Consider the following 12,870-nt stretch of genomic DNA (forward strand, 5'->3'; position numbering starts at 1 on the left):
GTTTATTTAGTGTAATTATCGAAGTAGCCTTGAATGTAAATCATTGGTGTTCCTTTGTCACCCGAACCAGATGTAAGGTCAGATAGGGAACCGATAAGGTCTGTTAAACGACGCGGTGTTGTTCCTTGTGCAGCCATTTGACCTGTTAAATCTTCATCTTTATTTTGGATGTATTCAGAAATAGCAGCCTTTAGTTCTTCGCCTCGAAGGTCTGCAAAATCATTGTCCGCTAAATATTTTAATTTAACCTCGTTCGGTGTTCCATGTAATCCAGCGGTGAATGCTGGGGATACAACAGGATCTGCAAGCTCCCAAATTTTACCCACAGGATCTTTGAATGCGCCGTCACCATAAATCATAACTTCTACTGTTTTTCCTGTAGCTTCTTTAATTTTTGCTTGGATTCCATCAACAATCGGTTGGCAAGTATGTGGGAATAATTTAACACTATCCTCTGTTGCTTTGTTCGAGCCAAGTAGACCATACTCAGCATTGAAACCAGAGCCATTAATTGATTCAGCTAAAATATTATCAAGGCTGTAAACTTTTTCTGCACCGTTCGCTGTTAGAATACGTTTTGTGCGGAAGCGTGAATGAATATCACATGTTAAGATACTCTTTGTGTAATTTAAAATTGTTTTTGGATTATTTGAGAAGATGACCTCACACGTAGCCCCTTCTGCTTCGATTAACTCTTTATAGTATTCAATATAATCTACACCAGTAAATGTGTGTTTTTTATAGCCAAAATGCTCGCGGAATTCAACCTCATTGAGTGTATCCGTCCATGGGTTAATGCCTTTTACATCGAGCTCATCAATATCTACAAGGTGATTACCCACTTCATCAGATGGGTAGCTTAGCATTAATACTACCTTTTTTACACCTTTAGCGATGCCTCGTAAACAATTGGCGAAGCGGTTTCGACTTAAGATGGGGAAAATAACGCCTACCGTATCATCTCCAAACTTAGCCGCTACATCTATGGCAATATCATCAATTGTAGCATAGTTTCCTTGTGCACGTGCCACGACAGATTCAGTTACTGTCACAATATCACGATCCTCTATTGTATATCCTTCAATATGTGCAGCATTTAACACTGTATCTACAACAATTTGTTCAATATTATCGCCTTCATTAATAATAGGACCACGAAGACCTCTTACAACTGTACCGATTACACGTTCCAATTTAATCTCTCCTCATTCTATCTAGCGTAAAGTGATATAAAAACCATATGATTTTACTATAAGGCTCGTTAATGATATAAGTAAAATTAATAGTTCATATAATAGCTATAAGAGGTGCTTATATGATAGGGAAATTAGATTTATATCGTGTTTTTAGTGTTGTAGCAAAAAATAATAGCTTTTCTAGTGCGGCAAAAGATTTATATATGACACAGCCAGCTGTAAGTCAGGCAATGATGCAATTAGAAAATGAACTTGGCACACGTCTTTTTAATCGAACTCCTAAAGGTGTGACATTAACAACAGAGGGTAGCCTACTTTTTGAATATACTAATTCTGCTTTAGGGCTTTTAGATGCTGGTGAAGAAAAGTTACTTGAATTCAAAAATTTAACAACAGGGCAATTAAAAATAGGTGTAGGTGATACGATCTCACGCTTCTTTTTAATGCCTTATTTAGAAGCATTCCATACAATGTATCCGAATATTAAATTGCAAATGCTAAATGGCACAACCTCTGAAATTTGTAATTTTATTAAATCGGGTGAAGTAGATATAGGGTTTTGTAATTTTCCAATTGAAGATTCAACATTACAGTTAACGGTATGTACAGATATTCAGGATATTTTTGTCTGTGGGGAAAAATATAAAACACTTTCATCTAAAAGTTTAAACTATGAGGACCTTTTAAAATTTCCACTTATCTTTCTAGAGAAAAAATCGAATTCAAGGAAGTATGTGGAAGATTATCTTTTTGCAAGAGGCGTTCACATAGAGCCAGAGTTTGAGCTAGGCTCACATGATTTAGTACTCGAATTTGCGCGTAGTAACCTTGGCATTGCATGTGTAACAAAGGAATTTTCAAAGGACTATCTTCAACGTGGACTTCTTTATGAATTAACTTTAAGGGAAAGTATTCCTACGAGAAGTATTGGTATGTGTTATTTGAAGTCAGTACCTCTTTCTAGAGCAGCAATGAAATTTGTTGAAATCATTGAAAGTAAACATTTTAATACGAGAAGAACCATAAAAAGAGCTTAGCGACGAGAAAAGAATCGCTATGCTTTTTTTATTAAGATATCAATCAGTATGTCGACATTGCGCTTATTTTTCATGGTAGGTGAGCAAAGATAAGAAAATGTTCGCATAAAGTGCTGTCCTTCAAGGCGCAGAATAGTCATATCTCCATTTTTTAATTCACGTTCTATCACACAGGCAGACAATAAAGAAAGACCAAGTCCCTGCATTACACTCTCCTTCACGCCCTGATTACTGCTAATAGTCAAAAGCGAATGAATCTGTAAACCATTTGCTCTGAATAAATGATCCAGATAATAACGTGTTCCAGAGCCTTCTTCACGCGCAACCCAGCTTTGCTGCTGGAGTTTATCAGCAGTCAGAGGTTGTTGCTTTGTAAGAGGATGTTTACTGTCGCTAACAATAAATAACTCATCTTGCATAAATGGCTTAATGACTAGTTCATTATCATGAGCCTGTCCTTCAATTAGACCTATATCGACTTGCAGTAATTTTGTATATTGAATGATTTCTTTTGTATTGCCAATAATAATTTGAAGTTCAAGTTGTGGGAATTGTTGCTGTAAGCTTGCAATAATTGGAGGTAATATATATTCGCCAATTGTAAAGCTTGCCCCAATGACTAGCGTACCTTGTACCTCTTGATGATAGGCAGCGATATCTTCTTTTGCAGCTTCAGCTATCGCCATGATTTGCTTTGCTCGTTTATAAAGAATTTCACCAGTTGGTGTAATTTGCACCGATTTTGGGGAACGAATAAATAAGGTTGTTTGTAATTCTTGCTCTAGATTCTTAATGTGTAAGCTAACACTTGGTTGTGAAATATGAAGTATTTCAGAGGTCTTTGTAAAATTATTGACCTCAACCAGTGTGATAAATGTTTTTAAAGCATCCAATTGCATATCTTCACCCCTATTATTAGAAATATTAATAATAATAATTATATATATGTATTTTACTAATAGTGCACTCTTTATTAAAGTAATAATCAACAAGGGAGAAAGAAGTGAACATCATGGTTAATAGACAGCTTAAATTAAAATCTACTCTTAATCCAAATTTCTTGAAGGGGATATTGTTAACGCTTCTTATTGCTTTAGTAGCGAAATATATTGCCACATTTCCTTTCCTTTCAATATTGGGACAGTTGGTTATTGCCATTATATTAGGGATGACCTGGCGAGCAACATTTAAAGTACAAGATTCTTGGCAAGTAGGTATTTCATTTTCCAGCAAGAAGCTATTACGCTTTGGTATTATTTTATTGGGTATGCGCTTAAATTTGGCAGATATTTATCATGCGGGTGCTAACGTTTTTTTAATTGCAGTCATTAATCTGCTATTTGCCTTAATTGTTGTGTACGGCCTAACAAAAATATTTAAAGTCGATCAAAAGCTAGGGATATTAACGGCTTGCGGGACTGCCATTTGCGGAGCTGCTGCAGTAGTGGCAATTGCACCTCAAATTAAAGCAAATGAAAAGGAAACGGCGGTAGGGGCAGCGATTGTTGCGTTATTGGGGACTATTTTTACACTTATTTATACGGTACTTTATTCCATCATCGATTTAACACCTACTGCGTATGGTATTTTCGCAGGGGGGACATTACATGAAATTGCGCATGTAATTGCAGCTGCATCTGCTGGTGGAAATGAAGCAATTGATATAGCCGTCATCGTGAAATTAACACGAGTGGCCCTACTCGTACCTGTAGCAATTGTTATTGGTATTTTCTATCGAAGAATGGACAAAAGTGAAGAGAAAAAAGCCTTTTCTTTATCCATCATACCGTGGTTTATTTTAGGATTTTTAGCGATGAGTGCTATCAACTCTTTAGGGATTATACCGGCGAATGTATCGCAAGCATTAGTAGATATTGCTTATATCTTAATTGCGATGGCAATGGCTGGTTTAGGGCTAAATGTTGAGATGAAAACATTTAAGGAGCTAGGTGTAAAGGCATTTATTGCAGGTTTAATTGGCTCGGTTTGTCTATCCGTGCTGGGCTATATACTAGTCATTCTTTTATATTGATTTAATCAATGTTTCTTATACCAAGAAAAAAGACCCTACATGATCGTTCAACATGCAGGGCTTTTTAGATAGAATCAGAAGATAATGTATAAGTAATTTAATCGTCGTTTATTAATTTAAGGCTTCAATAGAAGAAGCTAATTCCGCCACCACTATTTTGCTGCCGATAATTGGACTGTCAGCCTTTTCTCCCTCAGAGCCCGAATTTGGGCGTTGATGGGCTGCAGCAAATGCATCGCTATTACGCCATGCTTGGAAATGCTCCTTAGATTCCCAATACATATTAACACTCATTTCATCATAAGTAGGATCATCAGTTGAAATTAATACCTCTACTTTATGAAAGCCTTCAAACTGTTGCAGAGGACCTGGCTTTGTAAAATTTGGTGCCATTCTCGCAGCAAAACCGGGTTTTACTTGAATACGATTAGTTACAATAATCATGCTTTTACCCCCCTTAATTTCATTTACTAGGTTTTTGAATGAATTATCATTGATTATCATTCGCACTCAATGATAAGTGGCTGAGGAAGACATTGTCAATAGATGTCCTCTATATAATCTGTGCTATTAGTTTATGGGTAATGGATAGGCTGACATTTAACTGACATAATCCAGTGCTATAATGAATATAAGAGTGAACTAGTAGCGAGGTGATTGACTTTGGCAAACATTCTAGTAATAGAGGACGAATATCCAATAAGCCAGGTTTTAAAGGTGTATTTACAAAAAGTCGGTTATAGTGTGACACAATGTTTCAATGGTGGTCAAGCCTTGGTCATGTTTCGTGAAACACAGCCAGATCTAGTGTTGCTAGATATTATGTTACCAGAAAAAAATGGTTGGTCCATTTTAAAAGAAATAAGAGAACGAAGTACTTGCCCAGTTATCATGTTAACAGCATTAGGTGAGGTTAATTACCGTCTAGAGGGGTTTGATCATGGGGCAGATGATTATATTGCCAAGCCTTTTATCGCAGATGAAGTTGTTGCAAGAGTGAGGGCTGTTTTAAGACGTGCTGTAGGTAGTTCTGATTCAGCTACTGGTAAGCAGTATGGGTCTCTAGTGATTGATTGTAAAGCGCATAAAGTGCTTTTGGGTGGAGAAGAGATTGTATTAACGCCAAGAGATTTATCAGTGCTCATGTTTTTAGCTGACCACCCTAATCAAACATTTACCCGGGATCAGCTTATAGATCAAGTTTGGGGATGGGAGTATGAGGGTAGTGATCGTGCTGTAGATTTAGCTATAAAGAGGCTAAGGAAGGCTTTAAAAGAATGGGATGAAGCGGAAGGAGAAATAAAGACACTACGTGGATTGGGGTATCAGCTAAGTGTTCAAAAAAAATAAGCGAATATCCTTACTTCAATATTGGACGAGCCGATATTTACTGACACTTTTTATAGGCTTAGCTATTATATCTTTAATCTCAGCAGTGTGGATTCGACATACAACATTTGAAAATCGATTAGAATTAATGGAGTTTTTAGCAGACGAGACGGTCTATCGTTTAACGGATACAACAAATCCTAATAATGGACCTATAAATGGTATTCCAGGTTTCATAGGGGATCGTCAGCGTTTTAATATGAAAGAGATCGATCCGATTTTGTATGTTGTAGATACAGAGGGAAATATACTGACTAGCAACCGTCCTGTACCACCTGGTAGTGCTAAAAATGTTGCTGGCTTGTTAGATGGAAAAGAAGGTACTAAGGAAATAAAGGATGGACTTGAACCTGAATATGTAGTGAAAAGAAAGATAGAAAATAATCATGAGTTATTGGGCTGGGCCCTGGTGATGGAGAAGAAGGGGAATTTAACAAGAGTTAACCAAGCATATGGACAGCTTGCCATATTAATTGGAGCATTAGCATTATTAGGCTGGATCGCTATTTACTTTCTGTCAAAGCGTTTGGCCCATCCCATTAAACAAGTAGCTGAGGCTGCCAAGCATGTACAGGAAGGCAATTATGCAATTGATTTGCCTCAATATAGTAAGGAAAAGGAAATCTATGAGCTTGTTTCCTCCTTTAAAAATATGGCAAATAAATTAGAACAGCTGGAGAAAACTCGAACGGAATTACTAGCAGGTGTCACCCATGAATTGAAAACACCTGTCACCTCTATAAGTGGTTTATTACAGGCTGTAAGAGATGGTGTTGTAACGGGACAGGATGCTATGGAATTCATTGAAATGGCTATGGTCGAAACGACAAAAATGAAAACAATGGTTGGTGACTTACTTGCCTTTAACCATTTTGCTGTCGATGCTGTTCCTGTGCAGATAGAGTCAGTAGATGTTAATCAGCTACTGCGAGAGGCGGTGGCACAGTGGGAAGTCATGCAGGAAGATGAACATGTAAAAGTTCATTTACATTTGTTGGAAAAACCTGTGCTTGTACAGATAGATATTGTTCGTATCCAACAGATCATTACAAACCTATTAACCAATGCTAAACAGGCGATGGACAAAGGAACAATAACCTTGAGGTTGATAGATCATGGCGAGGCTCTGTCAGTGATGGTGAAGGACACAGGACATGGAATCCCTCTAGAGGATCAGTCATTTATTTTTGAGCGCTTTTATAGAGGGGAAAATAAAAAATATACTGTTCGCGGCTTGGGTTTAGGATTACCACTTAGTAAAATGATGGCCCAATCTGTTGGGGGCGATTTGCGATTAATTGAAAGCAATCCCTCTGGAACACATTTTGAATTAGTATTGCAAAAGGCTACTACGCTATAAGAGCGTAGTAGCCTTCTTAGTGTTGGTTTAATCCGTCTCCCAGAAATCTGCTTTGTTTTGTAAAAGAGAGTTGAAGAATTTGTAAAGCTGACATCTGCCTGACACAAAAGCCCTTTATAGTAAACGATGTAGACGGGAAATGAACAAAGGGACGAGCAGCATTAAAGGTTAGTCAGTCTGACACTAATACAAGTAGGGAGAGTGATGAAATGCCAATAGTTACTTCATTTAATCCAAATGGTCGCCAAGAAATAAAGCAAGCGATCTCCTATCCAGATTATGCATTATTAAAAGCCAAGCTTCAGCATGTTATGCAGCGTGATCATCATGCTGGCTTAGACGGTAAATATTTAATTCGTAGTACGTACTTCGATAATTTTGCCAATAAAGTGTTAAATGAGAAAAAAGAAGGCTTTATTAATCGAGATAAATATCGAGTACGCATATACGGCAAGTCTAATAATGTTATTAATCTTGAGCGGAAGAGTAAGCGTAACAATGTGACCTTTAAAACAAAATGTTCAATATCTCAAGCTGAGTATGAAAAACTACGTATTGGCGAGATAGCCTGGATGAAGAATGATGACCGAGCGCTAATTCTAGATTTATATCATGAGATGAATTACAACCAGTTGCGACCTACTACGGTAGTGGATTACGAGAGAGAAGCCTATATCTATCCGTTTGGCAATGTGCGTGTGACATTTGATAGTAAGGTGCAATCGAGTCTACGCAACACGGATATGTTTAATCAAAACTTGCCTATGGTCGATGTGCTGGAGCCTAATCTTGTTATTTTAGAGGTAAAGTACGATGAATATCTACCAGACATCATCAAATATTTACTACAGTCAGTGGATACTCGTGCTGAGGCCTATTCAAAATATCAACTTAGTCGTATGTACGGCTAATAATAAAGGAGAATGAACAATGGATACAATTAAATTTAGTGATATTTTTAAATCCAACTTTTTAGAAAAAACAACCTCGTTTTCATTAATCGATTCAATTATTGGTTTAGTAGTAGCGTTTTTTATTGGGCTTTTCATTTATGCTGTTTATAAGAAGACCTTTAATGGAGTCATTTACTCACATTCATTCAATATCTCACTACTTATAATGACAATGGCAACAGCACTAGTGATTATGGGAATCAGTTCAAATGTTCTGCTGTCACTTGGTATGGTTGGTGCCTTATCTATTGTACGTTTCCGTACACCTATTAAGGATCCCATGGATTTAGTCTATATTTTCTGGGCAATTGTTTCAGGTATTTTATGTGGTGCTGGCTTTATTCCATTAGTGATTATTGGTGCTATTTTAATCGGACTTGTATTGCTAATATTCGTTAATAAAATAACGGTAGAAAATCCGTATTTACTAATTGTAAAGTTTGAAGAGGAATTGGCTAATGCTGAAATTGAGCGAATTATTGCTGCGCAAACAAAAAAATTCGCTCTCAAATCGAAATCCATTATGCAACAGAATGAAATCGAAACAACTTATGAAATTCGTGTAAAACAAAATGATGCAAAATTGATGGAAGAACTAACAAAGGTAGCTGGTGTAAAATCAGCCATTATGCTGAGCTATGATGGGAATTTCACAGCGTAATGACCTCATTAACAAATAGAACTACGATGAGAGGTGACGGCTATGATTAAAACACGAATTGTCTATCTATGCATGGTGATTTTACTCCTTCTCTTTGTCGTGATATATGCTGTACTTCCGAATGTAGGCATTGAAACGAAAAATTCTGAGTTCTCCTATGAGAATATAGTATTTAATAAAAATAAAGTAACAACAGTTGATATTGAAATTGCTGAGGAAGATTGGGCTGACATGCTCGAAAATGCTTCTGCTGAAGAATTAAAACAAGCAGATATTACAGTAAACGGCAAGAAAGTTGAGAATGTTGCTATTCGTACAAAGGGCAATCTATCATTACGATCGGTTGTCAATAGTGACTCAGATCGCTATAGCTTAAAAATCGATTTTGATTATTATGATGATACACAAAGCTTGTATGGCTTAAAAAAATTTAATTTAAACAATAATTATAGTGACTCTACATTAATGAGAGAGTATATCTCCTATGAACTGATGGAGCAAATGGGTTTACCAACACCAGCACACTCCTATATGTATGTCACAGTGAATGGTGAGGAGCGTGGTTTGTTCTTAGGGGTAGAAGCTGTGGATGAGACATTCCTGGCTAATAATTACGGCTCTAATGATGGTTTTTTATTTAAGCCAGATGGGACAGGCAGCGATTTAAAATATATAAGCGACGATATCGAAGACTATACAGGTATCGGATTAAAAACAAATGAAGGTAATATTAATCAATCCAAATTAGTTGAAATGCTAGACGCAATTAATAATGGTGGAGACATAGAAAAGTATATCGATGTGGATGAAATGTTACGTTATTTTGCCGTCAACACAGCACTTGTGAATTTAGATAGTTATCAAGGGAATATGAAACATAACTATTATTTATATGAACAGAACGGTGTGTTTTCTATTATTCCTTGGGATTACAACATGTCCTTTGGTGGCTTTGGGGCTGGAGGCGGTAGAATAGCAGGAGGAAACGGTGAAAATCAAGCTGACGTTACTACTAATATGGAAAAACCAGTGGCACAAAACAATGGACAACCCGATCAAACTGGCGATGGGGGTATGCAGCAACAACGAGGTGGCGGCGTTGACATGGGAATGGGCATGTCGGGCAATCTAATAAATGATAGTGCTATTAATTTTAGTGTGACAACACCTGTTTCTGGCACAACATTAGAGGAGCGGCCACTCTTGAAGGCATTGCTTTCGAATGATGAATATCGTGACAAATATGAAGGTTATTTAGAAGAACTAGCGACAACTTATTTAACAGAAGAGTATGTGCAATCCATTACTAAAAAGTTAGCTGTCTTATTAACTACTTATGTGGAGGCGGATCCAACCAAATTCTCTACTACGGAGCAGTTTTTAGAAGCAGTTGAAGGTGAAAATAGCTTGCCGGAATTTGCCAAACAGCGCTCAGAATCTATATTAAAGCAACTGTCTGGGGAGCTTGTTGTGGAAGCATCTACGTCTTCTCAGGGCAATATGGGTATGCCAATACCAAGTGAAAATGGTGAAATGGATTGGATGCCAGATGATTTTGATCCAAGTCAGCTACCAGAGGACTTTGATCCATCAAAGAGCCCACCTTTTAATAGAGAGGGCGAGGGTCCGAGAAATGGACAAAATGGAGAACAAATGCAACCTCCTGATGGAAATGGAGCCCCAATGGGAATGCCTAGTGCGAATAGTGAAGCTGCGAATCACGAGCCTGTTATTGATAAAAATACAATGTTTACAGCCATTACATGCCTAGTGCTACTCCTTCTTGCACTTCTCTTTGTTGTTAAATTTAAACGTAGAGGTCGTTAGAAAATAACCATATCCAATATCTTTGGGTATGGTTTTTGCTTTTTATCGTGTTAAAATAAAGCATTCTTTTCTGAGGAGTCCTTTCATATGAATGAACAGCAATTTGATAAACATTTGCATATAAACACGGTGGGAGAGCAATATGGCTTTCCTAAGCTTGCACACTATCATCGTTATGAGCCAACACCCTACAGAGGATTGGAGCAATTATTCGCTGCGTATCAGATGCCTGACAATCCAGTATTTATTGATATGGGGTGCGGGAAAGGGCGAGTTCCTATTTATGTGCACCATAAGTTCCATATACCAACCATTGGGATAGAAATGGATGCAGGGTTTTATACGGAGGCTGAAGAAAATAAACGTAGTTATCTTCAAAAAATGAGAGCACATGCCCCTATTAAGTTTATTCATACAATAGCCGAATCATATGAAATAAAGTCACGTGATAATGTGTTTTTCTTTTTTAATCCTTTTTCAATCCATATTTTCCGCACAGTCATTCACAATATTTGGAAATCCTATGAGCAGCGAATGCGAGATATTCATATAATTTTATATTATCCGCCTTACGATTATTTACAATTTTTACATCATGGAACACCATTTGAGTTGCTTCATGAAGTGCATTTAGAAAATGAAACAAATATTAATGAGCGCCTTTGTGTCTTTGAATTAAAAAAAGCTTAGAGTATGGGGAAACCCACTCTAAGCTTTTTCTTGTTAGCAGTACAGATATTAGCAATTAGTTATTCGTATTCTTTTGATTATTTTCAGGGAAATAATTGTAATAGAGGAAGATATTCTATAAATCAAGCAGACTTTATGTTGAAAAAACAATTTCATCTGATAGTTTTGTACTAGTCTATAGTTTGAATTAAAAGATAATTCATAAATAACTAATTATACTGAAAAATCACTCTAGACTAAATATAAAGAATGTTTTACAATGAAAAAGGCTTATATGAATAATATTTTCTTTTGTTTTTAGATAGTTATAAATAATTATTTTGGCTATTGAGTAAATGAATTTAATTGTTTATAATTATCAGAAATATCTAATATTTGAGAAATTTTCAGGGGGAATTTAATTATGAGAGAGAGCAAAAAGCTTAAGAAGTTCGGTTCACTTTTAGTAGCATCTTCATTACTTGCTGGTGTTCTTGCTGGTTGCGGTAACGGAGACGATTCAAGTTCTGGCGGAGGCTCATCATCAGGCGGAGGTTCATCTGATGGCGATACAATTAAAATCGGTGCCAACTTAGAGCTTTCAGGGAATGTAGCATCTTATGGTTCCTCTATTGGGCTAGGTGCAGAACTGGCTGTAAAAGAAATTAATGATGCTGGCGGTATTGATGGTAAGAAAATTGAACTTATTAAAGTAGATAATAAATCAGAGAACTCTGAAGCAACTTCAGCTGCTATTAAACTAGCAACGCAGGATAAAGTAGTAGCAATGCTAGCACCTGCAACTTCAGGTAATACAGTAGCTACTGTTCAAATTGCAAATGATAATAAAATTCCTATTGTTACGGGTTCTGGTACAGCACCGAATATCACGGTAAATGAGGATGGCAGTGTTAATGAATATGCTTTCCGTACATGCTTTATTGACCCATTCCAGGGGATTGTAGCAGCTAATTTTGCTTCAGGTGAGCTAGATGCGAAAAATGTAGCTATTTTTGCAGATAATGCATCAGACTATGCAAAAGGTTTAGCAAAATCCTTTAAAGAAACGATTACGAAGAGTGGCGGAAAAGTTGTAAAAGAGGAAGCTTATGTAGCGAAGGATACAGATTTCCGTACACAATTAACAAATATTAAAGCGGCAAATCCAGACTTTATCTTTATCCCTGGATATTATGAAGAAGTAGGTTTGATTGTTAAACAAGCACGCGAAATGGGCATTGATGTACCTCTGATGGGTGCTGATGGTTGGGATTCTCCAACTTTAATTGAATTAGCTGGCGCGGATGCATTGAATAACACATTCATCACAAACCACTATTCTGCTGAAGACCCAGATCAAAAAATTCAAGATTTCGTAAAGGCATTTAAAGCGGCAAATGGTGACAAAGCGCCTGACGCATTCAACGCACTTGGTTATGACACAATTTACTACATTGCTGATGCAATTAAACGTGCAGGCTCTACAGATGGGGAAGCAATTAAAAATGAATTAGCTGCAACAAAAGATCTTTCTTTAGTAACAGGTACTTTCTCAGTTGACGAAAATCATAACCCAATTAAAACAGCAACAGTTCTTGAATTTAAAGACGGTAAACAAGTGTTCAACTCTAAAGTTAATCCTTAATGTTTTGTAAGCAAGGGGGAGGCGGGTAAACACGCCTTCCTTTTTTGTGTGTTAGATAACTAGAATCGTAGAGCAAAACATAACTTTTAGTATCGATCTAT

12 protein-coding genes are annotated in these 12,870 nt (G+C 36.8%); 9 read left to right on the top strand and 3 right to left on the bottom strand.

Annotated features, from left to right (window positions below):
• Positions 1-2: 2 nt before the first annotated feature.
• Entirely contained in the window at positions 3-1,193 is a 1,191-nt protein-coding gene (locus tag ACMGGO_RS23240) for a coenzyme F420-0:L-glutamate ligase (RefSeq protein WP_054548521.1), read from the bottom strand.
• Between the two features lie 122 nt (positions 1,194-1,315).
• Between ACMGGO_RS23240 and ACMGGO_RS23245 the strand changes: the two genes are divergently transcribed.
• The gene (locus tag ACMGGO_RS23245; RefSeq protein WP_066038322.1) at positions 1,316-2,233 is read left to right on the top strand and encodes a LysR family transcriptional regulator; all 918 of its coding nucleotides are present in this window, start codon (positions 1,316-1,318) and stop codon (positions 2,231-2,233) included.
• 17 nt (positions 2,234-2,250) lie between these two features.
• Here the strand turns inward: ACMGGO_RS23245 and ACMGGO_RS23250 are convergent, their stop codons facing one another.
• Positions 2,251-3,132: a LysR family transcriptional regulator gene (locus tag ACMGGO_RS23250; RefSeq protein WP_054548523.1), complete on the bottom strand. Its 882-nt coding sequence runs from the start codon at positions 3,130-3,132 to the stop codon at positions 2,251-2,253.
• A 113-nt stretch (positions 3,133-3,245) separates the two neighbouring features.
• On the opposite strand from ACMGGO_RS23250, the gene ACMGGO_RS23255 reads away from it, so the two are divergent.
• Positions 3,246-4,265, top strand: coding sequence for a YeiH family protein (locus tag ACMGGO_RS23255; RefSeq protein ID WP_305193816.1), 1,020 nt, complete (start codon positions 3,246-3,248; stop codon positions 4,263-4,265).
• Positions 4,266-4,376: 111 nt separating this feature from the next.
• On the opposite strand, the gene ACMGGO_RS23260 is transcribed toward ACMGGO_RS23255, so the two are convergent.
• On the bottom strand, positions 4,377-4,709 hold the full coding sequence (locus tag ACMGGO_RS23260; RefSeq protein WP_048395499.1) for a heme oxygenase: 333 nt from the start codon (positions 4,707-4,709) through the stop codon (positions 4,377-4,379).
• 219 nt (positions 4,710-4,928) lie between these two features.
• Here ACMGGO_RS23260 and ACMGGO_RS23265 point away from each other — a divergent pair, with 219 nt between their 5' ends.
• From ACMGGO_RS23265 to ACMGGO_RS23295, 7 genes are all read left to right on the top strand, one after another.
• Positions 4,929-5,615 (top strand): response regulator transcription factor, encoded by a 687-nt coding sequence (locus ACMGGO_RS23265; protein WP_279493475.1) that lies wholly within the window; start codon positions 4,929-4,931, stop codon positions 5,613-5,615.
• Entirely contained in the window at positions 5,599-7,014 is a 1,416-nt protein-coding gene (locus ACMGGO_RS23270; protein WP_420282298.1) for an ATP-binding protein, read from the top strand. Before ACMGGO_RS23265 ends, ACMGGO_RS23270 begins: the two co-directional genes overlap by 17 nt.
• 209 nt (positions 7,015-7,223) lie before the next feature.
• The gene (locus ACMGGO_RS23275; RefSeq protein ID WP_305193858.1) at positions 7,224-7,925 is read left to right on the top strand and encodes a polyphosphate polymerase domain-containing protein; all 702 of its coding nucleotides are present in this window, start codon (positions 7,224-7,226) and stop codon (positions 7,923-7,925) included.
• A gap of 19 nt (positions 7,926-7,944) precedes the next feature.
• On the top strand, positions 7,945-8,628 hold the full coding sequence (locus tag ACMGGO_RS23280; protein WP_103119008.1) for a DUF4956 domain-containing protein: 684 nt from the start codon (positions 7,945-7,947) through the stop codon (positions 8,626-8,628).
• Between the two features lie 42 nt (positions 8,629-8,670).
• Positions 8,671-10,455 (top strand): CotH kinase family protein, encoded by a 1,785-nt coding sequence (locus ACMGGO_RS23285; protein ID WP_420282299.1) that lies wholly within the window; start codon positions 8,671-8,673, stop codon positions 10,453-10,455.
• 87 nt (positions 10,456-10,542) lie between these two features.
• Positions 10,543-11,145, top strand: coding sequence for a hypothetical protein (locus ACMGGO_RS23290; RefSeq protein WP_054548946.1), 603 nt, complete (start codon positions 10,543-10,545; stop codon positions 11,143-11,145).
• A gap of 403 nt (positions 11,146-11,548) precedes the next feature.
• Positions 11,549-12,769: an ABC transporter substrate-binding protein gene (locus ACMGGO_RS23295; RefSeq protein ID WP_016992165.1), complete on the top strand. Its 1,221-nt coding sequence runs from the start codon at positions 11,549-11,551 to the stop codon at positions 12,767-12,769.
• The last annotated feature ends 101 nt before the right edge of the window (positions 12,770-12,870 follow it).

The sequence above is a fragment of the Lysinibacillus sp. BNK-21 genome (assembly GCF_048684915.1).
Classification (GTDB): Bacteria; Bacillota; Bacilli; order Bacillales_A; family Planococcaceae; genus Lysinibacillus; species Lysinibacillus capsici.